We start from the raw sequence: 25,893 nt of genomic DNA on the forward strand, positions 1-25,893 counted from the left end.
TCTAAATTTTTAATTACCCAAATCATGCTGCTTTCCTGTCCTGTAAACCGTACCTCTGAACTCAGCAACCAGATCTTTATCCTGATTGGATACCTTTACCTTATAAACCCCGATTGTTCGTCCATTTTGAAGTTCTTCGGTTTCAGCCGTTAAAACATCCCCAACAGATATTTTTTTGGTGAAGTTGATATTATTCTCCAAAGCCAGTGAAATAGCCCCTCGGGAATTTGAGGCAAAAGCCAAGGCGCTGTCCGCGAACGAAAAAGTAATCCCGCCATGACAAACACCAAATCCATTGGTCATTTCTTCTCTGATTTCCATCGAGAGTTTGCAATAACCGGGTGCCGATTCCAATACCTCGATACCCATCCACTGTGAGAACGGGTCGTTTGCGAGCATATGGTTTATAACAGGATTGATGTCTTTACTCATAGTTTTGGTGCAAAGTTATCAGCCGTTAGTAGTTTGATAGCTGACCGCTATTCTTCATAAAAATTCTTTTCCTGAGCCACCATTTTCTTCAACAATGGGTTTGGGCGATATCGGTCTTCCCGGTATTCAACCTGCAGGGCTGTCATTCGGTCAAGCACATTTTTGAGCCCAATTTCATCGGCCCATTTCAGGAGACCTTTGGGATAGTTGACTCCATTTTGCATGGCCAGGTCAACGTCTTCAATAGATGCGATGTTCATAAATACAGCATCGCAAGCTTCGTTGATGAGCATCGTCAGTATCCGGTTGAAGATTGTCTCACCAAGCTCTTTATCCTTTGTGGGAGCCGGGTTATCTGCTCCTTCCCGGTAGTCATAAAAACCGCGTCCCGATTTTCTACCTAACCAGCCGGCTTCTACCATTCGTTTCTGTGCAAAGGAAGGTTTGAATCTTGGGTCATAATAAAACGCCTCAAATACCGAGCAGGTAACTTCATAATTTACATCATGCCCGATCAGGTCCATGAGCTCAAAAGGCCCCATTCGGAAGCCTCCAATTTCCTTCATGGCCCAGTCGATGGTAGCGGCGTCAGCGATGCCTTCTTCATAAATACGCAGCGCTTCCCCGTAAAAAGGCCGGGCAACCCGGTTTACAATAAAGCCGGGAGTGTCCTTACCTGAAACGGTGATTTTGTCCCAGCTTCGAATAAATTCTTTGGTAGATTTGAAGACATCGTCTCCGGTGGCGATACCGGGAATAACCTCTACTAACTTCATAAGGGGAGCGGGGTTGAAAAAATGGACGCCTAAAAATCGCTCGGGCTTTTTAAGGGCTGATGAAATAGCGGCAATAGAGAGGGATGAAGTGTTGGACGCCAGCACGGAATCACGGGGAACAATCGCCTCCAGCCTGGAAAAAGTATCTTTTTTTACATCCAGATCTTCAACAATAGCTTCAATCACAAATCCGCATTCCCCGAAACCGGTGATATTATCCACAAACTCAATGCGATTTAAGATACCATCCACTTCATCCTGAGTCATTCGCTCTTTTTCGACCTGCCGGGCAAGAATACTTTCCAGTCCCGCTTTGGATTTTTCAAGTTGTTCAGGATAAGCATCGTATAAGAAAACGTGGTGACCTTGAGTAGCGGCAACCTGTGCAATTCCGGTTCCCATTGTTCCGGCTCCAACTACGCCGATTTTCGCATCGTTGTTAATCATAAGTAAATATCGTGTTTTATCGTCTGAAAAATCGCTTCCAAGATAAGGAATCTGAGACGGAATGCGTTGTAAATTGAGGGAAATTTTCAAACTTGAAAGTAATAAGGAAAAAAGATATCATAATGATATCAAATAAATAAGAGGTATAATTATGCCTGACGTTTTAGTAAGAAATATTGATGAGAAAACGCTTAATAACTGGAAGAAGAGAGCAAAGAGGAACAACCGTTCGCTACAAGCGGAATTGAAAGATGTGATAGATTCTCTGGGTAGAACCGATCCGGAAGAAGTAAAAAAAGAAATAAGGGCTACTTTAGAAAAATATAAAGCAGAAGGAAGGCAATTTTCTGACAGCGTTGAACATATACGGGAGATTCGTGACCGGTGATCTAAAAGTTATTGATGCATCTTTAGCGCTGAAGTGGGCTATTAACGAGCAGCATTCAGAAGAAGCATTATCACTCTTGGATGAGTTGGATGTATTCATTTGCCCGGAGGTTTTCTATTTGGAAATTGATGCAGTGTTAACAAAAAGGGTAAGAATTAGAGAATTAGAAGCACAGGAGGCAAAAGAAATAAAAAATAACTTTCGGGCATTGCCTTGTAAATTGATTTCCCATTCCCAAATTGATGAGATAGCTTTTGATCTTTCCACCTCATTTAACATCAGCTATTTTGATGCTTTGTACCTTTCAACAGCCTTGAAGTTTAATACGGTTGTTCAAACCGCTGACGTTAGGTTTTTTAATGAGCTTCAAAATACGGATTACAAAAATCACATTGAGAAGATTCAGGGAGTTTAACCTCCAATACTACCCAAATGTGTGTGCTTGAAATCATCTGGGAATTTGAGTCCATAGCCAAAAATACGATCAAAGGCAGCATGACTCAAGAACACAATTCCTATTGCAATAAGCCATTCTATTTCTGCAAAAAATCCAGCTAGGACAAGCACGATCATTAATCCCTTATGATGGAAGAAATTGTAGATCCATGAACCGATATTCGTGTTAATTAGGTAGGCAGCAAATGAGATATCAGGAAGGAAGAAGAGCAGGGCGAAGATCCACCAACTGTATGATGTAACGAATCCAAAGAGAATTACGGAACCGATGAAGAGTGCGAGTTCTTCAAGATTGAGAAGGAGTTTTAGGTGTTTACTAAGTTCAATATTCATAATGAAGAGTTGTTAATAACGTACAAGGGTCGATCACAGATTACGCAGACTTCACTGATTAGTTGTAGAATATCGAGTAGATCAAATAAATCAGTGAAATTCCTCAATCATTAAAATCTGTGATCCTATTGACCTTTGAACTCCGGTTTCCTTTTCTCCATAAAAGCTTTTACTCCCTCATTGTAATCGTGGGTTTTACCGGCTTCAGCCTGAAGTTTGGCTTCCAGTTTCATTTGTTCTTCAAGACTGTTTGAAAATCCAGCATTGAATCCGCGTTTGGTAAGCCCAAATCCTTTGGTGGGCATGTTGGCCAGTTTTGATGCTATAGCTTTTGCTTCGTCCATGTATTTCCCGGTGGGATAGGCTTTCCAGATCATGCCCATTTCAACGGCTTCTGCTGCAGAGACTTTTTCACCCAAGAAAGTGAGAGCCGTGGCACGGGCAAGTCCTATGAGTCTGGGTAAAATATAGGTGCCGCCACTGTCCGGGATCAACCCAATTTGTGAGAAGGACTGAATGAAAGATGCTTCCTCACTGGCAATAACAATATCACAGGCAAGGGCGATGTTGGCTCCGGCTCCGGCAGCTGTTCCGTTTACGGCACAAACCACCGGCTTCTCCAATTTTCGAATTCCTTTAATTATGGGAATATAGGTGTGATGCACAATTTCACTTAAATCACGATCGGGGTCGTTTGAGACTTCCGTTGCCTCTGCTAAATCCTGTCCGGCACAAAAGGCACGTCCCTCACCGGTAAGTAACACGCAGCGTACTTCATCATCTGATTCGGCGCGATGGAGGGCTTCTTTGAGCTGATTGGCCATTTCGAAGATAAAGCTGTTGAGCTTGTCGGGGCGGTTCAGGGTGATGGTGAAAATGCCATTACTTAAAGTAGTCTGAATCACGGATCTGGCAGATTAAAGGATTAAATGGATTTTAGTTTGAGATGAAGTTATAGAATGAGGGCCTTTTCACAAAAAATTGTTATCCAAATAATTGGAGTAACTACTGAATGCAAAAAATCAGTGAAATCCGCACAATCCCAAAATCCGTGCTCATATACACTTAAAATGCTCGAAGGGCTGATCGCAGTTATTACAGAAATACTGAGATTTGCAGGCTGTAGATCCGAATTGACTTACCAGCTCTGTCTCGAATGAATCACAAAAAGGGCAGGGAATAACTTTAGTGCTGGAAAGGCTTTTCAGGAAATCTTCTTCCTCTTCGGATTTTTCCGGAGGGGCAATACCATAATCTTTCAGCTTTGATTTTGCCTCGTCGGTCATCCAGTCGGTGGTCCAGGTCTCAGCGAAGTCGAGTTTAACGGAATAGTTTTCAACGTGACGTTCTTCCAGCTTCTCATTTACGAGCTTCTCAATGGCGTTCATGGCCGGGCAACCGGAGTAAGTGGGGGTGATTTTAACTAATACTTGCCCATCTTCAACCTCAACTTTTCGGGCAATACCCATCTCCACGATATTCAATACAGGAATTTCGGGATCGGTAACCTCTTTGAGGTACTCCCAAATCTGCTCCTTAGTGTGTAGCTGGATTGTTGACATTATTTATGCCTTAGTAATGAGTAGTGAGGATTGAGATATGAGTTGCAAGTCATAAATTTTGAAAACTAACGACTCAAAACTCATTCCTCACTACTCATATGAATTTCATTTCCACTCCGCATCGGGATAGGAACGTCGCAGGAACTGCATCTGGGCTAATAAATGTCCCAAATGTTCGGTGTGAATTCCCTTTCGGCTTCCGCTCATCATAAACTGATCCCAATCTGTAACCGTGAGTGTGGCTTCCGTTAGAGTATCTTCCACCAGTTTCTTGAATTCCTTCCTGAACTCAGATGAATCAATTGCGATTCCTTCTTTCATTAATAAATCGTCAACCTCATCCATATAGAACAGCTCATCGAGGTACATCCACAACTCATCGAAGGATTCCTGAATGCGATTATGGCTTTCCTCGGTTCCGTCACCCAGGCGCAATACCCACTCCCGGCTGTGCCGCAGGTGATATTTTATTTCTTTGAGATGCTTGCTGATCATTCCGGAAAATTGCTCGTCATCAGCTTCTTTCAGTCGCTCGTATTGGAAGTAACTGAAAGCACTGAACAAAAATTGTCGGGCTATGGTAAATCCGAAATCACCTTTGGGTAATTCGCAAAGCTGTAGGTTGGTGAAGTCACGGTCATCCCGGAAGAAAGCAAAGTGATCCTCATCATGGCCTTCACCCTCAACTTCAGCGGCATATTCATATAAGGCGGTGGCGTGTCCGATTAAATCCAGCGAGATGTTAGCCAATGCCAGGTCTTCTTCAAGCTGTGGGCCGTGTCCACACCATTCAGCGTTGCGCTGTCCTAAAATCAAACGGTCGTCGGCTAGCCTCAACAGGTATGTTAAAAAGGCTTGTTGCTTAGTCAATTCTTTGGTAGCTGTACTCATGATCTTTTCTTTACGGCTCTTGGTACACTGTAAAACTGAGGGTGTCGGTAGGGTTTGTCGTTGGCCGGGTCGAAAAACGGACCCATATCTTCAGGTGTGGAAGCGGTTATGTATTTCGATTCAACCACCCAGATACTTACGCCTTCATTTCTACGTGCGTAGGTATCCCGAGCATTTTGCAAAGCCATTTCTTTGTCCGAAGCATGTAAGCTTCCGGCATGCTCATGGGGTTTCCCGGATTTTGGTTGAGTGAAAACCTCCCACAGAGGCCAATTGTCTTTGTTGTTTTCTTCTGACATTAATAATCTGTTTTCGAAGTTAAGAAAGGAGTCAAAACTCAGTATTCAGTCGTCAGAATATTCTGAGTTCAGACTGCTGTGTTCTGAGTTCTAATCACGATGCCTTTTCCTGGCTCAATTTCTTTTTGCGGGCGTAAGCATTTGCAGCTTCACGAACCCACTCACCATCTTCATGAGCTTTACGGCGGGCTTTTATTCGATCCCGGTTCATGATGCCATTACCTTTAACCACGTTCCAAAATTCATCCCACGGAATGTCGCCGAAGTCCCAATGACCGGTTTCTTCATTATATTCAAGGTCCGGATCGGGCAGGGTTACGCCTATAGCTTCCGCTTCCATCACCATGCGATCCACAAAATGCTGACGCAGCTCATCATTGGTTTTCAGTTTTACCTGCCATTTAATGAGTTCGGCACTGTTTGGGGAATCAGAATCGTGCGGACCAAACATCATCAGGCTTGGCCACCACCAGCGGTTAACAGAATCCTGGGCCATTTTTTGTTGCTCAGGAGTTCCATCCGCCATTTTGGCGAGCATCTCATACCCTTGTTTCTTATGAAAGCTTTCTTCCTTACAGATACGAACATTCGCCCGGGAGTAAGGACCGTAAGAAGAACGGGCCAGCATGGTTTGATTTACGATGGCCGCTCCATCTACCAGCCAGCCAATGGCGCAAATATCGGCATAGGTCATAGTTGGGTAGTTGAAAATGCTGGAATACTTAGCGCTGCCATATAGATACTGATCAACAAGTTCGCTGCGATCAATGCCAAGCGTTTCGGTTGCACTATATAAATAGAGTCCGTGCCCGGCTTCGTCCTGAACTTTGGCTAAAAGCACCAATTTTCTTTTCAGTGATGGAGCCCGTTCAATCCAGTTTCCTTCCGGTAACATACCCACAATTTCGGAGTGAGCATGCTGGCTCATCATCCTGATTAATTGCTGCCGATACCGTTCGGGCATCCAGTCTTTGGGCTCTATTTTTTCTCCCGCATCAATGCGGGCTTGAAATTCGTCTAACTTTTCTTGGTTTTCCATGGTGTGAATATACGATTTTTTTGGAAGCGCTTTTCAATCCTGACAACAGGAATTTAAAAAGAGTAGTTCGGGAATTGAAATGAAAAGTGATTACGATGTAGTATCCTAAACTGGTTAGCTGTAAAATGGCTTGTGGATATTAAAATGCTTTAGGGTTGTAACGAAAAGCGGTTTAAATACTCTTTTTCGTGTGGAATATTAGCAGTTTGAATGGTAACGTTGATTAGGAAAAAAGAAGGGTGCTATGAAAGATGTTCCAAAAAAAATATCTCGGTTAGTAATATGGCTGATCAGTCTGTTCGGAATTATTTTATTTGTGAATCCGCTTCGGGATGGACTAAGCATTTCACAAAGAATAGTGCTTATAGCATTGTGTCTGCTATTTGGCGTTGTTCCAGTAGCAATGCGCAGGACTAAGTCACTTCAAGAAATTGTTGAAGACGAGAAAAGTATGACTTTGCTTGGTTTGGGTTGCTTGATGCTGATCTATTGTATTTCCGAGTCTTTTTATTATGAATTCTTTTCTAAAGAAGCATTGCTGGCTTGGTTTGCGGGAATTATTAGTTTTGCTTTTTCGATCATACTTATCGTAGCTCCAGGAAATAATCAAAAACTGAGTTTATAGGTAAATGATGTAAAGCAAAAAATGCCTGTCTTTACATCGTTGCGAAGAACCACCTTTGCAACGCAACTTGAGAAGCTCGGGCTTCCTGATACTGTTAAGAGCCAGTCTACCCGGAAACCACAATACTGGAAGCTGGAGCTTCCCGGAAGGAGTGTCGCAGCCGGAAAGCCAATAATCGAGTAGCATTTCGCGAAATCTCCTGCCGTGCAAATTTTTACTCTTATGGAAGCGCTTTTTATTTTGTACTTTCATGGGTGAGTAAAGATTAAGTAAAAGCATGGATATGGCGAACCAATCAGATACCCTGGACCGACCCCTCGAAGAGAAATTTGATGATCATCTTGGCTTACAGGATGTGGACTATGTGGAACATTATGTGAACAACGCCAAGCAGGCGGCTCATTTTTATATCACCACTTTTGGGTTTGAGATGAAGGCCTATTCGGGATTAGAAACGGGTATTCGCGACCGGGCTTCTTATTACCTGGAACAGGGGAATATCCGGTTTGTCATTTCGGCTCCGCTAAACAGCGGTTCACCCATTGCAGAGTTTGTTCAAAAGCATGGGGACGGCATCAAAGATATTGCCATGCATGTGGAAGATGTGGACCGGGCGTTTAATGAATCGGTGAAAAGGGGTGCTGAGCCGGTTTTGGAGCCTCATGATATGAAGGACGAACACGGTACCATCCGCAAGGCAGCCATTAAAACGTACGGAGATGTGATCCACTCTTTTATAGACCGGTCGAACTACAACGGCTTGTTCATGCCGGGATTTCAAGCTAAGGAAAGCCTGGTAAAAGCAGACCCGGTTGGTGTTGAGTTTGTGGATCACTGTGTAGGAAACGTGGAGCTGGGCCGAATGGAAGACTGGGTGGACTTTTACCGGGATGTGCTGGGCTTCACCCAATATATTAGTTTTGATGACAAAGACATCTCTACCGAATATTCAGCGTTGATGAGCCGTGTGATGGCCGGTGGGCGCGGGATGATAAAATTCCCGATCAATGAGCCGGCAGAAGGAAAGAAGAAATCCCAGATTGAAGAATACCTGGATTTCTTCGAAGGGCCGGGCGTGCAGCACGTAGCTCTGCTGACCGGTGATATCATCGATACCGTAGGAAAGCTGAGAGATCGCGGCGTTGAATTCCTGAAAGTGCCCACTACCTATTATGAAGAATTGGAAGACCGGGTGGGTAAAATTGATGAGCCTATCGACAAGCTGGAAGATTTGGGAATTCTGGTTGACCGCGATGATGAAGGATACCTGCTTCAGATTTTCACCAAGCCGGTAGTGGATCGGCCAACTTTATTCTTTGAAATCATTCAGCGAAAAGGAGCCCGCGGTTTCGGAAAAGGAAACTTCAAAGCCCTATTCGAAGCCATCGAACGCGAACAAGACGCCAGAGGCAACCTTTAATCAATTTAAAATTCAAGATTAAAAATTAAGAATTGGAGTGAGCCAATTTTAAATTTTTAACTTTTCATTTTTAATTCAGAAGTCATGTACTACCACGCATTAGGGAAAATCCCGCATAAACGTCACACCATTTTTCGTCGTCCGGATGGAGAGCTATATACGGAAGAACTTTTCGGGGCGGAGGGTTTCCACGGAAACAGTTCGTTGCTCTATCACCATCATATGCCTACACGGGTGGTTAAAATTGAAGAAGGGGCAGAGGTTGTTGTTAAAAAAGCGGATGAAAAAACGCTCCGGCATCGCTTACTGAAGACGAAGGACGTCCCTGCCGGCGGAGATCCCATTACCGGTCGTAAAGTGCTGATGTTCAATAACGACATTCAGATTGGAACAGCCCGCCCTAACGGAAATATGGATTATTTCTATCGCAATGGGGAACATGATGAGCTGATTTTTATCCACGAAGGCGAGGGACATATACAGTCTGTTTTCGGCCGGCTCGATTTTGGCTATGGCGACTATATTTTCCTTCCCCGCGGAACCACCTATCAAATGAGTTTTGAGACGGATGAAAATCGGTTCCTGTTTGCTGAATCCACCGGGCCTATTGAATTCCCTAAGCGTTACCTGTCTGAAATGGGGCAGTTTATGGAGAATTCTCCCTTCTGTGAGCGGGATTTCCGGCTTCCTTCCGAGCAGCTTTTCTTCCCGGAAGAAGGCGAGTTTGAAGTGCGTATTAAAAAAGGAGGGCGTTTTCATCATTACACCTTTGATCATCACCCCTGTGATGTAGTCGGTTGGGATGGATATCTGTATCCGTGGATTTTCAACATTAAAGATTTTGAGCCGATCACCGGACGTATCCATCAGCCGCCACCGGTTCACCAAACCTTCCGTGGTCACAATTACGTGGTATGCAGTTTCTGTCCGCGTAAATTCGATTATCATCCCGAATCCATTCCGGCACCTTACAACCACTCCAATGTAGATTCTGATGAAATGATCTATTATGTGGAGGGGGATTTCATGAGCCGGGAAGGAATTGGCTATGCGGATATTACTTTACATCCCGGGGGCATCCCACATGGACCTCAACCCGGTAAAGCCGAAGCGAGTATTGGAGCCGAAGAAACCGATGAATATGCGGTTATGATAGACACTTTCCACCCGATGTATGTAACCGAAGAGGCCATGCGATTAGATGACCCGAGTTATCCGTATTCCTGGATTGAAGATAAGTAAAGTTCAATTCTGACTGGTGACGATCGCTCTGCGTGGTCACCAAATTTGCTCCGAGCAAATAAAAAATCCCGGTAATCCATAAATCCTGCGAATCAAGGTTCAAAATTAGCTTCTGAACCATGATTTCAATGATTAAAGGATTAGCAAGATTACTAAACTCAGACTCGAACTACTAACACCTAAAACCTAACACCTACACCTTGTAACTAATCCCTATCCTCTCCATATTCCCGCCCATCTATTTTTAAATTTCAAAACTCTGTCATGAGAAAAGTTTTTCTGCTATTCACGTTTTCACTCATCACTTTATCACTCTCCGCTCAAACGACAACCAGGTACGAAATTTCCTTCGAAAATGCGGTTCATCACGAAGCTGAAATTTCAGTGATTTATACCAACCTGGAGAATAAAGTACTGGAAGTGCGAATGAGCCGGACTTCTCCCGGTCGATATGCGCTCCACGAGTTTGCAAAGAATGTATATGGGGTAAAAGCCACCGACGGCAAGGGAAAGGAGTTGGAAGTGACCCGTCCAAATCCGCACCAATGGAATGTAAGCGGACACGATGGAACCGTGAAATTTGAGTACACCCTGTTTGCCAATCGGGGAGACGGTACCTATTCGCAGGTAGATGAAACCCATGCCCACCTCAACATACCGGCGACTTTCGCCTGGGCCAGGGATTACGAACACCGCCCGATTGAAATCACCTTTGATGTGCGTGAAGATCTGAACTGGAAAGTGGCAACGCAGCTAAAACCTCTCGAAGGAACGACTTATTACGCGCCCGACCTCTATTATTTCCTGGACAGCCCGGTGGAGATTGCGGATTTCCATGAGCGGCAGGAAGCCATTGATGGTCAGCTTATTAAAATGGCTTTGCATACCCCGGCAACGGATGAAGAAGTAGATGAATACTTTGGTAAAGTGATGGCCATCGTGAATGCACAGGTCAACCTATTCGGAGAGCTTCCTGAATTTGACTACGGTGAGTACGTATTTCTGAATTGCTTTATGCCCAATGCCAGCGGAGACGGGATGGAGCACCGCAATTCCACCATTGTAACCAACTCAAAACCTATAGACCAACCACTTGGGAATACCAGCTTGGGAACGGTATCTCATGAATTTATTCATGTCTGGAACGTGGAGCGTATTCGCCCGGCCAGCCTGGAGCCCTTCAATTTTGAGGAAGCCAATATGAGTGGCGAGCTCTGGTTTGCTGAAGGCTTTACCAGCTATTACGATGACCTGATTCTGCACAGGGCCGGAATTAACACTGCAGCAGAATATGCGGAAGCCCTGGATGGCGGATTGAACTATGTAATCAACAGGCCCGGACGACAGTTTTTCTCTCCGGTTGAAATGAGTTACCAGGCCCCGTTTGTGGATGCAGCCACGTCCGTAGATCCTCAGAATAAAACAAACACCTTCATTTCTTATTACACCTATGGAAGCGTGCTCGGACTCGGGCTGGATCTTTCACTCAGAAAAATGGACGGCAACAAAAATCTCGATGACTTCATGAAGCTGATGTGGAGAGCGTTCGGGAGAACGGAAGTCCCTTATACCAATCGTGATATTCATGAAATGCTGGTTGATTATGCGGGCGAGGATTTTGCCGATGAGTTTTTCGAGAAATACATTTTTGATAGTCAGCTGCCGGATTATGAAAGTCTGTTGGCAGATTTTGGGATATCACTGACCAAAGCAAATCCCGGAAAAGCCGTACTTGGAACAGGTATTGAAATTGAAGATGGGGTCGGTAAGCTGGAATCCAATGCGCTGATTGGTTCACCGATTTATAAAGCAGGGATTGAATCAGAGGATGAAATCGCAACTATCGCAGGAACTTCTTTGAGTGAGGTGGAAAGCGTGGATGATATCCTTAGCGAATACAAACCCGGGGATGAAATCGAAATTACGTTTACCCGTTGGGGAGAAGAGAAATCAGCTTCTGTGACTTTGGCCGAAGACTCGACTCTTAAATCAGAGCTCAATCAAAAGGCGGACAGAACCGCTAAACAGCGAAGAGATGCATGGTTAAAAAAGTAATGCTGATTAATTCCTGCAATGGTATTTCACCCCGAATGCTCTTATAATAAGCCTTCCTTTAAACAGGGAGAGAGACTCTACAAGCTTAATATGTTATGGATTTTGTGTATATGAACAGCCGTTTTATAGTGAAATTTGTTAAATCGTTTTTTTTGATGGTATTAGTGGTGGGATTATCGGCATGCAAAAGCTCGGAGTCGGTAAGCAATAATTCGGAATCAGATAAAGAGACGGCTACTGAGCAAAGTGTGGACAATGATTCAGGGATGACTACCGCCGAAATGGAAGCTTTGTATTGGGCCCGACAAGACAGTGCCCGGATGAACTTCACCAAAGCCGATGTAAAGTTTATGACCGGGATGATTGCTCACCATGCACAGGCACTAATCATGTCGCGACTTGCACCGGAAAATAACGCAAGTCCTCAGATCCAAACCCTGGCTGCCCGCATTATCAATGCCCAGAAAGATGAAATCCGCTCTATGCAAACCTGGCTCCGTGATCGTGATCAGCCGGTTCCTGAAGTACATATCGAAGGATTGAACCTGATGATTCATGGGCTTGGGGAAGATCACATGAAAATGGATCACACCAATATGGCAGGAATGTTATCACCGGCTCAGCTAAAAGAACTCAGTGAAGCCACAGGCGAAGAATTTGACCGTCTGTTTCTGAAATATATGATCGACCACCATAAAGGGGCAGTAACGATGGTCACCAAATTATTTGATACCGATGGAGCCGCTCAGGACGATGCCGCATTCCGTTTAGCATCAGACATTCAGGTAGATCAGCGGACGGAAATTGACCGTATGCAGCTGATGCTGGACCGGATGACTGCAGCTAATGGCCAATAAAGAATATCACGTCAACAAAAACACAGAATACGTACTTATGAACAAATCGAAACTATTTTTTATGCTGATGGTGTCGGTATTGATTGGTGCCTATGGGTGTTCGTCATCTTCCATGATGGACGACTCAAGCTCACCGTCAATGATGCCATCTATTGAACCCAAGCCGGTAACGGAAGCAAACCCGCCCAGTCCCGACCCTCGGGTAGGGCTGAAAGCCGGTTTATTTGATGCCGAAGAAGCCAGCTGGAATCTGAATATGCTGTCTCAAACACCTCCGCCCGAAGATTTTGTGGGTGTTACGAATTCTGACCTGGCCTTTAAAGGTAACTATGCTTTTCAGGGGAATTATAATGGCGTGATTGTATGGGATGTATCCAATCCCCGATCCCCGGAACTGGTTGTTGATTACCTGTGCCCGGCTTCGCAGAGTGATGTTTCTGTGTATGGAAATCTTCTTTTTGTTTCCGGTGAAGGCTTGGGTGGTCGACTTGATTGTGGCACCGAAGGAGTGCAGGAAACAGTGAGTGAAGAACGACTTCGCGGAATCCGTATTTTTGATATTACCGATGTCAAAGAGCCAAAATATGTGTCCAACGTTCAAACCTGCCGTGGTTCACACACGCATTCCGTTTTAAAAGATCCTGAAGATGACGAAAACGTTTATATCTATGTGTCAGGGTCAGCGCCGGTTCGTCCGAATGAAGAATTGCCCGGATGTTCAGCTGCCATGCCGGATGAAGATCCGAATTCCGCCTTATTCAGAATTGAGGTAATTAAAGTCCCGCTGGATAATCCTGAAGAAGCAGCTATTGTAAATTCTCCCCGAATTTTTGAAAACCTGACAGCTGCTCCAACCCACGGTATGGCTCCGGCCGACAAAGCAGCGTTGGAAAAAGCGAAAGAAGAAGGAGCTTTTACAGCCGAAATTTTTGGTCAGGAACGAGTAATTCCTGGGCGGTATGTACGAATGATTCTATCGAATGTAGCCCAGCAGCGAGCCGGAGAAGGTGCAGAACCTACAGCGGCTGACAGTGCTTATCTCCGTGAAAATATCCAGATGATGGTGGACCAGCAGTTTGGAGTCGGTGGAGATGAAGAAGACGATCGCGGACCAAACCAGTGTCACGACATCACCCTTTATCCGGAGATTGGTTTAGCCGGGGGTGCTTGTGAAGGCTACGGACTCTTACTGGACATTACTGATCCTGTAAACCCTAAGCGGGTAGATGCGGTTGCTGATTCAAACTTCTCATACTGGCACTCTGCTACCTTCAGTAACGATGGAAGCAAAGTATTGTTCACGGATGAGTGGGGCGGTGGCGGTCAGCCAAAATGCCGTGAAACGGATCCTTACGAGTGGGGAGCTAATGCCCTGTTCACCATCAATGAGAACAATAAGATGGAATTCGAAAGCTACTATAAACTCCCTGCTCCACAAACCACAGAGGAAAACTGTGTAGCTCACAACGGATCTCTTATTCCGGTTCCGGGACGGGAGATTATGGTTCAGTCGTGGTATCAGGGTGGTATTTCTGTGTTTGACTGGACCGATCCATCCAACCCGGTTGAAATTGCTTTTCACGATCGTGGCCCGGTTGATTCTACCCGTATGGCGAACGGCGGAAGCTGGTCGGTGTATTGGTACAACGGTATGATCATCAACTCTGAAATTGCCAGAGGACTGGATATTTTTGAGCTGGAAGCCAATCCGCTACTCACTCAGAATGAAATCGATGCAGCGAATACGGTAACGCTCGATTACCTGAACGCTCAGGGACAGCCTATGTTTGAATGGCCTACAACCTATGCGTTAGCCAAAGCTTACGTAGATCAGCTTGACCGCGATGGAGAAATGAGTGCATCAGAAATTTCAGCACTCCGATCCGGTATTGCGAAAGCAGAGAAGTCATCCGGTTCAGAAAAATCAGCACTACTGGCTGAATTAGCTGACGGAATTGATGCTTCGGGTTCTGCAAAAGCAGGAAAGCTGGCTGAAACACTTCGTGATTTGGCATCTATGTAAATCCGGATCACCGATAAATATATTCAAACCCCGGTTTAGCGAAAGCTGATCCGGGGTTTTTTGTTTTATGAGCCAGTCATCCCGGACTTGATCCGGGATCTCCTTTCATGAGAATGAAAAGAAAACCCTGATATCCATTGTTGCACCTCTGCCCATCCATCCCCATATTCTGCAAATTTTAAACCTAATCGAGCCATGAAAAAACTTCTGACCATCAACCTTCTGATTATTCTTTCCCTTCCACTTTCAGCCCAAAACTATCCGCACATTTTGCCAATGAAGGAACGGGCAGCGGTAATTAATGACATGCTTAAGGATAAAGTCGAACATTATCTTCCGGAGATGATGAGGGAAACCGACATCGATATGTGGATTGTGGTTTCGAGGGAATACAATGAAGATCCGGTGATTGAAACCATGCTTCCGGCTACATGGCTGGCGGCGCGGCGCCGTACTATTTTGGTGATGCATGATTTGGGTCCTGGAAAGGGCGTTGAAACCCTGGCAGTGGCCCGGTATGATGTGGGAGAAGTTTTTAAGAAAGCGTGGGATAAAGAGAAGGAACCCAATCAATGGAAGCGGCTGAAAGAGATTATCGAAGAAAGGGATCCTGAAAGAATTGGTATCAATATTTCTGAGATTTGGGGACACGCAGATGGCATGGTGGTAACCGATTACGAGGAAATGAAAGAAGCCATTGGCAAGAAATACACGGATCGCTTGGTTTCAGCTGAGAAACTGGCTGTTCGCTGGCTGGAAACCCGCACGGAGAAAGAAATGCAGGTGTATCCGCAGATTGTTCGGATTGCCCACCAGATCATAGCGGAAGGGTTTTCGGATGCTGTTATTCAGCCGGGGATCACAACAACTGAGGACGTGGTCTGGTGGTACCGGGAAAAGATCAGGGAGTTGAAACTGATCACATGGTTTCATCCCAGCGTATCCATCCAACGGGCGGACCCCGAATCTTTTGATCACCTGAGAACCTTTGACAGTCGGCCCGGAGAAAACGTGATCATGCCCGGAGATCTACTGCATGTGGATTTTGGTATCAAGTACCTGAGGCTCAATACGGATACCCAGCAGCATGCTTATGTACTTCGTCCGGAAGAAACTGAAGTGCCGGATTACCTGGTGCAGGCTTTTGAAAATGGGAATCGCCTGCAGGATATCTTCACCAGTAATTTTAAGGAAGGAAGAACCGGTAATGAAGTATTGAAGATGTCGCGTGAGCAGGCTATCGAAGAGGGACTCAAGCCAAGTATCTATACGCACCCAATTGGTTATCACGGTCATGCTGCGGGGACCACACTTGGTATGTGGGATGCTCAGGGGGGCGTGCCCGGCGATGGTGATTACCCGTTACATTTGAACACAGCTTATTCCATTGAGCTGAATGCCGCTACCTACATTGAAGAATGGGGCAAAGAAATCCGGATTATGCTGGAAGAAGATGCTTTTTTCGATGATTCCGGCGTGTGGTATATTGATGGTCGTCAACGTGAAATCTTGATGATTCCAAGAGTCCCGGCAAAGCAGTAAAGGAAGAACTCAGTAAACAGGACTCAGAATTCAGAACAGGATTGTTTTGGCTCCTGAATTCTGAGTCCTGATTTTCTTTGACCATCTATTAAAACTTTCTGACCGAACCCGCTTTGCCTTTTTGAAATTCATCCGTTACCATCCAAAAAAAGTTGAAGCACCATGGAATTCAATACCTTAGAAGAAAAGATTGTACACGCCCGAACGCTCGAAAATCCCCCGGAGGATTTGCAGGATGATTTCTTTAGTCTGTTGAAAAGGGGAATAGGAAGCGATAAAACATATCTTATCTACAGGGACGCCGGGCAGAATCGTACAGAAATTTCTTATCGGGAGTTCTATGAGCATGTAGTAAACACAGCCCGTTTTTATCAAACAAGAGGACTTCAGCCCGGAGATAAAATTGCCACTATTTCACACAATCACTGGCATACGGTGGTTCAGTATTTCGCTGCCTGGTTCTGCGGGTTAGTGGTGGTGCCGGTAAATCTCGGGGAAGATGATAACCGGATCGCCTACATCCTGGAAAATGCTGAAGTGAAGCTGGCCCTTGTACGAGATGAATATGCAGAACGCATTCAGGCTATTATTGACAAGGCCGGTGAGCTTAATGAAATTGAAGTAGTGAAATGTGATGAATCCGTCGACTCTTTTTCAACTGAGGACGGTGAGCTTCGGGAAGTAGAAGTTAATATCGAATCTGAAGCACTGATAGTATTTACCTCCGGTACCACCGGAAACCCGAAAGGCGTTGTTTTAACACAACGTAATTTACTGGAAGACGCCCGAACTATTAGTCAGTGGCACAACATTGATGGTCAAACAAAAATGATGTGTGTATTGCCTATTCATCATGTAAATGGCACGGTTGTGACTATGATAACGCCGTTTTTTGTGGGTGGATCTACTGTCCTGAACCAGAAGTTTAGTGCGGGACATTTTTTTGAAGCTATTGAAGAAGAACAGGTTCATATTGTGAGTGTGGTGCCCACATTGCTTCAGTATCTTACCAATTACTATGAAGGTAAGGAAGCTCCGGAGTCAGAACAATTCCGACATATCATCTGCGGTGCAGGCCCGCTGACGGTGAAAGTTGCACAAAACTTTGAAGAGAAATTCGGGATACCAATAATTCACGGGTATGGTCTTTCGGAAACCACCTGCTATTCATGTTTTATTCCGGCCGAACAACCCGAGAAGGAACACAATAAATGGATGCGGGATTTTGGCTATCCAAGTATTGGAATTCCGGTTCCGGCCAATGAGATGGATATTCAGGATGAAGATGGAAACTCTGTTCCTGAAGGCGCGCGGGCAGAAATTGTAATCCGGGGTGTGAACGTGATGAAAGGATATTTCAACAACCGGGAAGCCAATGAGTCGGCCTTTAAGAACGGCTGGTTTCGAAGCGGGGACGAAGGATTTATAAAAAAGGATGAGGAAGGAAACCGATATTTTTTCATTACAGGTCGGTTGAAGGAGTTGATTATCCGGGGCGGCATTAACCTGGCTCCGCTGGAGATTGACGAAGTGATTAACAAAGCCCCGGGCGTAAAAGCCGGAATTTCGGTGGGCTTCGAAAATGATTGGTACGGGGAGGAAGTTGGGGCGTATGTGCAGCTCAAAGAAGGAGCCAAGCAAGACAAAAAAGCTATTTTAGACTATTGTAGAGAACACCTTCCGTTCTCAAAAGCCCCCAAGGTGGTTGTGTTCGGCGAGGAACTTCCGGTCACCTCCACGGGAAAATACCAGCGTCTGAAAGTAGCCCACCTGTTTGAAGAGTGGAAAGAGGTGCAGTTCACCAAACAAGATTAGCCATTAACTGTACCACCGGCACCCTGCTAATACTGGTTATAAACTGCATAATAATGCAGTTTATATAGTCATACATATTTAATTACTTACAGCAGGTAACAGTTGAACAGTAAAAACACGGGGTATAAATGCATAATATAAGCTTCAGTTTATCCATATTCGTACTGCTGGGAAGTTTCCTGATATCAGGGGTGGAGGCTCAGCAGGTTGAACTCAAAGAGAATAAAAACGGTACAGTCGAGTTAATTACGGATTTTAATAAAAGTGCATCACAGCATTATTTATTTCGAAGTAAGTCGATGAGCGTGGAGGACTACACGACGGTAGATCCACTCATGAAATGGGGGCATACACAGCCCTGGGCCGATCCCAAGATTAACTTTGCACCAACAGGGATTTCACAAGCCGTAGGTGACCTGGATGGAGACGGAACTACGGATTTCATCAGAACCTATGAAGTATGGGATGAAAGAACGGATGACTTATCGGACCGGGTACCTAAGACCCTGGTTTTTTTGGGTTCGGGTAATCAGATTGATCATGATTTTATAATCTATGACCGGTTACTGCCTATAGGTGATATTGCCAATACCGGCCAGTCTCAGCTTGTTAGTCAGGACGAAGCCGGAGTAACCCTGTATCAGTTTAGCAGTACCAGCTTTACAACTTCCTCCATTTCCATACCGGAACTAGAAGACCTGGACATTCCCTTTTCCAGCTTTAATATTACCCGGAAGGATATCGACGGGAATTCTATAGATGATGTTATCATCCCTTCAGGAAACACCATATATATAGGTTTGATTGACAGCACGCTGGAAAATTCATCGGTTCTGGAGTTTGATATAAGTACGCAAATTGAGTTTCAGTTTTTCACCATCACTAACATTGAATATGTAGGGTGGAATGGAATTTCATACATACTTGCCACCGTGCGGAATGGACGCACTAATGGTCATTATATATATGTCATGGAGTTGGACCTTACGGCAGAAACCATCTCTCGTGTACAGTCCAGTAAGTTCTCTATGAACAGTTTCTTTTCTACAATTACTCTGGCAGAAGATAGTAACGGATTTCCAAATATTGTTGTGTCCGGTAATGAAAATGAAACAGATTCGACGGGAGGGGCTTACTTGAAAATGTATACCATGTCGAATGATACGAGTTTATATAAAAATCAGCCCGCAGAATTGGATTCTTTGGAAGGTTTTGCTGTCGGTGATCTAAACGGAAACGGATGGTCAGACCTGGTCGTGGATTACTATGGTGAATATAACTTTGCAAGTATCAACCCGTCCGATACCTCGCTTAGCATCGAAGGGGTTATAGGAACACCCCTCGGCAATAATGAATTTGTATCTGTTGACCGGAGCTTTTATCCCCAGGGCGATTTAAATAATGATGGTTATGATGATGCACTACTTTACGTCAGGAACGATGATGTATTTGGTCAGCTTAGGCTTGAAGGGGTGAGCCCAAACGGAACGGTTAATTATGCCAATCCTACCGAATATCTCTATAATGCCGGGGATTACAGGGTAACACGAATTGAAGGAACATTTACATTCGGTGATATTTCCGGAAACGGCCTCGACGATTATGGTTTAATCGTATCGGATGGGTTAAGCGGAAGCCTGGATATTTATGAAGGCGGTAGTGATGGTTCGGCAACTATTGGCACTATTGATTTACCGGGGTTTGTTCAATATGTGACATCCGGCGACTTTAATGTGGACGGCCGGGAAGATATATTAATGCTGATTTCCATAGATGTTGGAACTGACGAAAACCCGGAAAGGTCGAACGAATTACATTTTTATCAACTCGGGTCCACCTCGCCTTATCATGTGATTAAAGGTCAGGATTTTCAGCCGGGTCTGGATGACTACAATAATTTCATAGGTACCATATCTAATGCCGGCGATATTAATGACGACGGACTAGAGGATATACTGGTGGGCGCTCCTTTCCGGGGATTAACACCGATTGGTATATACTACGGCAGTGCATCCCTTTCACTAAACCCGGATGCCCAGGTATCTTTTCCCGAAAACCCGGACATAAACTATAGCTTTGGATGGGGTGGAACTCTTCAGGGCGGCTTTGATTTTAACGGAGATGGCGTTGATGATTTCCTGATTGGCAATAATAATGAAGTGGATCTAAACGACATACCTGACGGAGCCACTTTCGTGAATGATGGCGCCATTCATGTATTTTACGGTTCATCAGGAACCAATGACTTTTCAGGAGGTGCCGATGTAACCCTGAAATCAGATAGCTCAGCCTACAGCGATAATACCTGGCATTGGATTTTCGGATTTAATCAGGTTGCTCATGGGGACTTTAACGGTGACGGAGCTACTGATCTGGCGATTAAGCCTTTCCGGCATATTGAATTCAACGATATAAACCAGGGCAGGCCGGGTATTCATATATTTCACGGGGGTGCTAATTTTGATGGTCAGCCTGACCAGGTGCTTCCCCTTCTTGAGGAAATACATCAGCCTTCCAGGCTTGGAACAGGTAGCGATACCACCGCATTTTCTGGCCGGGCAGAAATTTCAGCAGTGCCCGATATAAACGGGGATGGAGCGGACGAACTACTGTATATTGGCCCGCAATATGAGAGAAACGGTTCCTTCTTCTTTGGAGGAGACACATTATCTTCTACGCCGGATGCCGTATTGAAAGCCCCGAATCAAAGTGTAGGCTTCAACACCAATGGAAACTTCATCAACCGGCAGTATCGTATGTCGATCGGGGAAATGACCGCATCGGGTGTTACCTCGGTACTGGTTTGGCAGCAGGGAGATCTGAATTTCATGGATACACCGGCCTATATATATGAACTGTCACAAATGGCTGTATCTAATGAAGAGCCGGCAGCATCCGGTACGCCTAAGAGCTTCAAACTGGAGCAGAACTACCCGAATCCTTTTAACCCTACCACGAATATTCAGTTTAATATTCCACGAGCAACAGATGTTACGCTGAAGATCTATAATATACTGGGGCAGGAAGTGATGACGGTACTTAACGACTTTAAGTCAGCCGGAACTCACACCGCAACTTTTGATGCCGGCAATCTGGCCAGCGGTATCTATATTTATAGATTACAGGCCGGCGAGTTAAGTCTTCAGCGCAGAATGACGCTCATCAAATAGACGAAAATAACATTCAATTATAAAGCCCGGCTTCAGTTAAGGATCCGGGCTTTTTAATTTCTGTATAGAGATTTGAATAGAAATAAGTAATCATCCCTGTATTCTTTTTTAAAAAATGAAATCAGGCATTTCCTGAATTTAGGACCAAATTGTACTCACATTCCCGGATAAAATCTAAAACTCTACTCTATTTTATCCCGAATGTATTTTGCTATACACATTCATAATACACGCCCTCATGGTGCATAAAGGTGCTGTCTTTTCTGTTTAGGTCCAGCGGGTCGCCATTAAAATTTGTGGCACGGAATCCAAGTTCGTGAAATATGCAGGCAGTGGCCGCGAAATCCCAAAGACTGCCTCCGCCAATTTCTTTCTTGGGGTGCTTAATCATATTAGCGGGAGTATGTTGTACTACTTTGATGGCGTTCAGAACCGAGCCGCCGCCCTGTAGTACCCGTAAGCCTGTTAAATTCAGTTCGCCCACTTTATGATGAAGGTGCCTCATCAGCTCATCCGGTCGGGGAGTTTTGGTTAATGGCTTGTCGGTGATATGGGTGAGGTAATCATTGGGTTCGGGAAGTTTCCAGCGCTTATCATTTTTAAAGACCCTATGTCCTTTAGCAGCATGATAGAGGGTTTCAGTGCTGGGGTCGTATATGACGCCAATCACGGGTGTTCCGGCCCGGGAAACAAGGGCTATAGATACCGAGAAATCCGGTATTTTACGGCTTAAGGCCAGGGTGCCGTCGATGGGGTCCACGCACCAGAAATAATCTTTTTCAAACCTGCTGCCATCGTCTTCGGTTTCTTCTGTTAGCAGGGCTATATCATGTTCTTCACAAGTGGGAAGCAAGTATGAAAGAATCTCATCTTCACATTCCTTATCCACTTTAGTCACGATTTGAGAAGCATAATTACTTCCGCCATCAGGCTTTAACTTCACATCAATGGTAGTATCCAAATAAGATTTTATGATGCGGCCGGCAGCTAATGCGGCTTCCATAGCAGTTTCTTTAAGAGGTAACAGGTTCATCTAAAAGGTTATTTATCACTTCGTTGGTTACACGCTCACTATAGCTGTTGATTTTCCAGTGCCCCGGGCTCCATCCCTTAAGAAACCGGTGGAAGTCTGCCCAGGCTACCCGGTATAAAGGTCGCCATTCCTTTTCAAGGTCTGGGTTTTGCTCGCCCGTTGACTGTTGTAAATAGCTGAAATAGGTGTCCAGAATCTGTTCCTCGAGGGCTTCACACTCTTCCTCATCCAGGCAGCTTCCGATAAAATAGGCCAGATCTTTCATGCCACAGCCTCCTCCCACATACTGAAAGTCTACGGCTGCAACTTCTCCACGCTCCGAAAAACAAAAATTTGCCAGCTTTGCGTCTCCGTGCACAAAAGTCTTAAACCTGCAGGCTTTCAGTTTTTGATCAATAATGGAGGCGGCCTTTTTCAGGTGCTCGTCGCTTAATGCCTCAAGTTCCTGAGGGCGAGTTTCTAAATGCCAGTAGGTGCCCTGATCCCATAATCCCTCCGGGACCATACCCAAGTAACTGCCATGAAAATCCGCCAGCCATTTTAGAATTGGGGTGATTTCTTGCCAGCTTACCGACGTTTTTCGGAGCGGGTAACCCGAGGCATTCAGGTCTTCCAGAACCATAAGTACATCATGTTCCTTATGATTAATGGCCAAACAGCGGGGTAGCCGGGCTTTGGATTGATGACTGTACTGCTCGTACCAGGTGGTTTCCACTTCGTAAGACTTGAGCTTGCGCTGATGGCCGATATCGGAGTTCCAACCCCGGGGATGTTGTTGGGACTTTTCCGTTTGAACGTGCTTTACCACCACATTGGAAACCTGCGCTCCTTCGAGATGTATGCGGAGGATCTTTCCGTAACCACTCCAAAGCTCCTGTATAACTACCTCATCGCTGATGGAGGTAGCACCGGTGCATTCTAAGATGAAAGTTTTAAACGATTCATTCATTGATCCGGAAGATAGCAAAGATATGGCAGTGGATTGGAAGGGAGTTAAGTTACCAATGGTGATACTTGCTCAGGGAGAAAAATAAATAGTTCATCCCAAACCGGTAGCTCGATCCATCACCAATCAAATTAGCAGAATTGCGATAACCCGATTAACGATTTGCGAATAACGAATTTACGTACCACTGAAATATCAACTATCAGGTCGATTAATCACAGCCAGGGTACACCGCGAAGAACACACCAGCTTTTCCCGTTCATCGCGAAGCTCACATTCCCAGACCTGAATTTTTCTTCCAACATGAACAGGCTTTGCAGTTCCTGTTACTTTTCCTCCCATCTTCACTGACCGGATGTGATTGGCATTTATCTCCACTCCTACCACTGTTTGACTGGTCTCGTCCAATTGAAACCAGCCGCCTACCGAACACAACGTTTCGGCGAGGGCAACAGAAGCTCCGCCATGTAATACCCCGAATGGTTGCACCGAATTTTCATTTACCGGCATGGTGGCTACCATTTTGTCTTTGGCCACGTGCTCAAACTCCATCCCCAAAGCATGCCCCATATGCTTATGGGAAAAGTTGAAATAAATCTCGGCTTTCTTTTTTAGATCCTCTTGGATGAACATGAAATTTGAATTTGATTAACAGTGTTAAGTTATTAAAATAAAGATCGGAACCGCTTTCAAATGAATAGTGAAAGTGTATATTAGAAAATACACGCAAACATGATAGGAAAATAATATGAAATACGAACCTACCACGATTTTGTCTGTCGTCTCTGAAGGAATTGAAAAAAATGAAACAGGGATATATTCGGCTGTAAAGCGGGATGGAAAATGGATTGAAACAACCATTGATGATTTTAACCAGATGGTACACGACCTGGCCATGGGCTTGTATGAGCTGGGCGTTCGAAAAGGAGATAAGGTTTCTCTGCATGCTGAAAACAGTACGGAGTGGCTGGTCATTGACCAGGCCATTCTATCTTTGGGGGCGGTTGTAGTGCCCATCTATACCACTCAGCCCGGCGAGCAGATTAAATATATTCTGGAGAATTCCGAGGCAAAGGTTCATTTTGTATCTAACGACGAAGTGTTTGCGGAAACCAAGCCACTGATTAAAGGTGTCGATAACGTGAAGGCGATCATCTCCATTCTAGGTTCAAACCATAACAAGCTCAAGACTTTTGATGAAATCCTGGAAATGGGGCACAAGAAAGGGGAGGAAGATCCGAATTTGTTTGATAAGCTTCGCAGCGACGTACAACCTGATGACCTTGCTACGCTGATCTATACTTCAGGGACCACCGGTGTACCTAAAGGAGTGATGCTGACCCACAACAATATTGCCGGGAATGCTCTGGCCTCGCACGAAATTTTTCCTTTCGACCCTAAAGAGCACGATGAACCAAAGGTCCTTTCCTACCTGCCGCTGGCGCATATGTTTGAACGTACAGCATCCTATATCTATGCCTATGTGGGGGTTCCTCCTTATTACATCGATGAGGTGGAGGAGATACGGGATGATTTTCAAGCCGTGAAGCCCATCTACATGGTTACCGTACCGCGATTGCTCGAGAAAATTGTTACCGGTATAAAAGTTAAAGGACAGGAATTCAGCGGACTGAAAAAGCAGCTTTACTACTGGGCGGTTAATTTGGCTGAAGAGTATGATCCGGAAGATCCGCCTGCTTCCTGGAAATGGAAAATTGCCGACAAGCTGGTGTATGCTAAAATCCGGGAAATGTTTGGTGGAAACCTGGTGGGGCTTAATGTGGGGGGAGCTGCACTTTCACCGAATATCGCTCGTTTTATGAACGGAATTGGGATTTATTGCGGGTTGGGATATGGACTCACAGAAACTTCCCCGGTACTTACCGGGCCACCTGTGGGGGAACTCCGAATCGGTTCATCCGGAAAGCCGCTGGTGGATGTGGAGCTCAAAATTGCCGAGGATGGAGAAATTCTGGCTAAAGGCCCGAACATCATGAAAGGCTATTACAAAATGCCGGAAAAAACCGAGGAGGCAATTGACAAAGACGGCTGGTTTCATACCGGAGACATCGGGCATATTGATGAGGATGGATGGTTGTTTGTAACCGACCGGAAGAAATCGCTTTTTAAACTTTCAACGGGTAAATATGTAGCTCCGCAACCGATAGAAAATGCTTTGGTGAACAGCGGGTTTATTGAACAGGCGGTAGTTGTAGGAAGTGAGCATAAATTTTGTGGTGCCTTAATTGTCCCGAACTGGGAGAACATGAAAAAACGGTTTAAGTCAACCGGACACGACTTCCCGGAAGATAATCCTACTGAGAATGAGTTTGTGATCAAGAGAATTCAGAAGGAAATAGACAAAGTGAACGAGGAGCTTTCCAAGTGGGAGAAAGTGAAAAAGTTCAAGCTGTTGAAAGATCAGTTTACCATTGATGACGGGGAAATCACACCCACGCTTAAAATTAAACGAAATGTGATCAATGAGAAATACAAAGAGCAAATCGACAGTATCTATGCAGAAGAAGAGGAAGAATCTTAG

The 25,893-nt window shown here is 45.0% G+C and carries 24 protein-coding genes; 13 read left to right on the forward strand and 11 right to left on the reverse strand.

The window, feature by feature from the left end; translation table 11 throughout:
• Positions 1 to 9: 9 nt before the first annotated feature.
• Together JJ941_RS11585 and JJ941_RS11590 are read right to left on the reverse strand one after the other, a co-directional pair.
• A complete protein-coding gene (locus JJ941_RS11585; RefSeq protein ID WP_290965310.1) occupies positions 10 to 432 on the reverse strand; it encodes a hotdog fold thioesterase in 423 nt (140 codons plus the stop codon).
• A 47-nt stretch (positions 433 to 479) separates the two neighbouring features.
• Entirely contained in the window at positions 480 to 1,655 is a 1,176-nt protein-coding gene (locus tag JJ941_RS11590; protein ID WP_290967772.1) for a 3-hydroxyacyl-CoA dehydrogenase NAD-binding domain-containing protein, read from the reverse strand.
• Between the two features lie 151 nt (positions 1,656 to 1,806).
• On the opposite strand from JJ941_RS11590, the gene JJ941_RS11595 reads away from it, so the two are divergent.
• Positions 1,807 to 2,043, forward strand: coding sequence for a hypothetical protein (locus tag JJ941_RS11595; RefSeq protein ID WP_290965316.1), 237 nt, complete (start codon positions 1,807 to 1,809; stop codon positions 2,041 to 2,043).
• On the forward strand, positions 2,033 to 2,458 hold the full coding sequence (locus JJ941_RS11600) for a type II toxin-antitoxin system VapC family toxin (RefSeq protein ID WP_290965319.1): 426 nt from the start codon (positions 2,033 to 2,035) through the stop codon (positions 2,456 to 2,458). Before JJ941_RS11595 ends, JJ941_RS11600 begins: the two co-directional genes overlap by 11 nt.
• On the opposite strand, the gene JJ941_RS11605 is transcribed toward JJ941_RS11600, so the two are convergent.
• From JJ941_RS11605 to paaA, 6 genes are all read right to left on the reverse strand, one after another.
• Entirely contained in the window at positions 2,455 to 2,832 is a 378-nt protein-coding gene (locus tag JJ941_RS11605; RefSeq protein WP_290965322.1) for a DUF4260 domain-containing protein, read from the reverse strand. The two genes, JJ941_RS11600 and JJ941_RS11605, sit on opposite strands and share 4 nt — an antisense overlap.
• Positions 2,833 to 2,957: 125 nt before the next feature.
• Positions 2,958 to 3,737, reverse strand: a complete 780-nt coding sequence (locus JJ941_RS11610) for an enoyl-CoA hydratase-related protein (RefSeq protein ID WP_290965325.1) — start codon at positions 3,735 to 3,737, stop codon at positions 2,958 to 2,960.
• A 150-nt stretch (positions 3,738 to 3,887) separates the two neighbouring features.
• Complete coding sequence (paaD, locus tag JJ941_RS11615; protein ID WP_290965328.1) at positions 3,888 to 4,394, reverse strand: 1,2-phenylacetyl-CoA epoxidase subunit PaaD; 507 nt, start codon at positions 4,392 to 4,394, stop codon at positions 3,888 to 3,890.
• A gap of 105 nt (positions 4,395 to 4,499) precedes the next feature.
• Positions 4,500 to 5,285 (reverse strand): 1,2-phenylacetyl-CoA epoxidase subunit PaaC, encoded by a 786-nt coding sequence (gene paaC, locus JJ941_RS11620; RefSeq protein WP_290965331.1) that lies wholly within the window; start codon positions 5,283 to 5,285, stop codon positions 4,500 to 4,502.
• On the reverse strand, positions 5,282 to 5,584 hold the full coding sequence (gene paaB / locus JJ941_RS11625) for a 1,2-phenylacetyl-CoA epoxidase subunit PaaB (RefSeq protein WP_255134668.1): 303 nt from the start codon (positions 5,582 to 5,584) through the stop codon (positions 5,282 to 5,284). Before paaB ends, paaC begins: the two co-directional genes overlap by 4 nt.
• A 94-nt stretch (positions 5,585 to 5,678) precedes the next feature.
• On the reverse strand, positions 5,679 to 6,623 hold the full coding sequence (gene paaA, locus JJ941_RS11630) for a 1,2-phenylacetyl-CoA epoxidase subunit PaaA (protein ID WP_255134669.1): 945 nt from the start codon (positions 6,621 to 6,623) through the stop codon (positions 5,679 to 5,681).
• A 244-nt stretch (positions 6,624 to 6,867) separates the two neighbouring features.
• Here paaA and JJ941_RS11635 point away from each other — a divergent pair, with 244 nt between their 5' ends.
• From JJ941_RS11635 to JJ941_RS11680, 10 genes are all read left to right on the forward strand, one after another.
• On the forward strand, positions 6,868 to 7,248 hold the full coding sequence (locus JJ941_RS11635; RefSeq protein WP_290965334.1) for a hypothetical protein: 381 nt from the start codon (positions 6,868 to 6,870) through the stop codon (positions 7,246 to 7,248).
• Between the two features lie 21 nt (positions 7,249 to 7,269).
• Positions 7,270 to 7,431, forward strand: a complete 162-nt coding sequence (locus JJ941_RS11640; RefSeq protein WP_290965337.1) for a hypothetical protein — start codon at positions 7,270 to 7,272, stop codon at positions 7,429 to 7,431.
• A 100-nt stretch (positions 7,432 to 7,531) separates the two neighbouring features.
• Positions 7,532 to 8,668 (forward strand): 4-hydroxyphenylpyruvate dioxygenase, encoded by a 1,137-nt coding sequence (hppD, locus tag JJ941_RS11645; RefSeq protein ID WP_290965340.1) that lies wholly within the window; start codon positions 7,532 to 7,534, stop codon positions 8,666 to 8,668.
• 84 nt (positions 8,669 to 8,752) lie between these two features.
• Positions 8,753 to 9,910 carry a homogentisate 1,2-dioxygenase gene (locus JJ941_RS11650; protein WP_290965343.1) on the forward strand — a complete coding sequence of 386 codons (1,158 nt, stop codon included), beginning with the start codon at positions 8,753 to 8,755 and terminating at the stop codon, positions 9,908 to 9,910.
• A 264-nt stretch (positions 9,911 to 10,174) separates the two neighbouring features.
• Positions 10,175 to 11,965 carry a PDZ domain-containing protein gene (locus JJ941_RS11655; protein WP_290965346.1) on the forward strand — a complete coding sequence of 597 codons (1,791 nt, stop codon included), beginning with the start codon at positions 10,175 to 10,177 and terminating at the stop codon, positions 11,963 to 11,965.
• Between the two features lie 128 nt (positions 11,966 to 12,093).
• On the forward strand, positions 12,094 to 12,822 hold the full coding sequence (locus JJ941_RS11660) for a DUF305 domain-containing protein (protein ID WP_290965349.1): 729 nt from the start codon (positions 12,094 to 12,096) through the stop codon (positions 12,820 to 12,822).
• The gene (locus tag JJ941_RS11665; protein ID WP_290965351.1) at positions 12,812 to 14,845 is read left to right on the forward strand and encodes a hypothetical protein; all 2,034 of its coding nucleotides are present in this window, start codon (positions 12,812 to 12,814) and stop codon (positions 14,843 to 14,845) included. The genes JJ941_RS11660 and JJ941_RS11665 overlap by 11 nt, the downstream gene beginning before the upstream one ends.
• A 195-nt stretch (positions 14,846 to 15,040) precedes the next feature.
• Positions 15,041 to 16,387: a M24 family metallopeptidase gene (locus tag JJ941_RS11670; RefSeq protein WP_290965354.1), complete on the forward strand. Its 1,347-nt coding sequence runs from the start codon at positions 15,041 to 15,043 to the stop codon at positions 16,385 to 16,387.
• Between the two features lie 162 nt (positions 16,388 to 16,549).
• Complete coding sequence (locus JJ941_RS11675) at positions 16,550 to 18,202, forward strand: class I adenylate-forming enzyme family protein (RefSeq protein WP_290965357.1); 1,653 nt, start codon at positions 16,550 to 16,552, stop codon at positions 18,200 to 18,202.
• A gap of 128 nt (positions 18,203 to 18,330) precedes the next feature.
• Positions 18,331 to 21,372 carry a T9SS type A sorting domain-containing protein gene (locus JJ941_RS11680; RefSeq protein WP_290965359.1) on the forward strand — a complete coding sequence of 1,014 codons (3,042 nt, stop codon included), beginning with the start codon at positions 18,331 to 18,333 and terminating at the stop codon, positions 21,370 to 21,372.
• A gap of 211 nt (positions 21,373 to 21,583) precedes the next feature.
• On the opposite strand, the gene JJ941_RS11685 is transcribed toward JJ941_RS11680, so the two are convergent.
• The 3 genes from JJ941_RS11685 to JJ941_RS11695 form a co-directional block, all read right to left on the reverse strand.
• Positions 21,584 to 22,405: an inositol monophosphatase family protein gene (locus JJ941_RS11685; RefSeq protein ID WP_290965360.1), complete on the reverse strand. Its 822-nt coding sequence runs from the start codon at positions 22,403 to 22,405 to the stop codon at positions 21,584 to 21,586.
• Positions 22,386 to 23,354, reverse strand: coding sequence for an oxidoreductase family protein (locus tag JJ941_RS11690; protein ID WP_290965362.1), 969 nt, complete (start codon positions 23,352 to 23,354; stop codon positions 22,386 to 22,388). Before JJ941_RS11690 ends, JJ941_RS11685 begins: the two co-directional genes overlap by 20 nt.
• 192 nt (positions 23,355 to 23,546) lie before the next feature.
• Positions 23,547 to 23,984, reverse strand: a complete 438-nt coding sequence (locus JJ941_RS11695; protein WP_290965365.1) for a hotdog fold thioesterase — start codon at positions 23,982 to 23,984, stop codon at positions 23,547 to 23,549.
• Between the two features lie 115 nt (positions 23,985 to 24,099).
• On the opposite strand from JJ941_RS11695, the gene JJ941_RS11700 reads away from it, so the two are divergent.
• Positions 24,100 to 25,893 carry a long-chain fatty acid--CoA ligase gene (locus JJ941_RS11700; protein WP_290965367.1) on the forward strand — a complete coding sequence of 598 codons (1,794 nt, stop codon included), beginning with the start codon at positions 24,100 to 24,102 and terminating at the stop codon, positions 25,891 to 25,893.

The sequence above is a fragment of the Gracilimonas sp. genome (assembly GCF_017641085.1).
Classification (GTDB): Bacteria; Bacteroidota; Rhodothermia; order Balneolales; family Balneolaceae; genus Gracilimonas.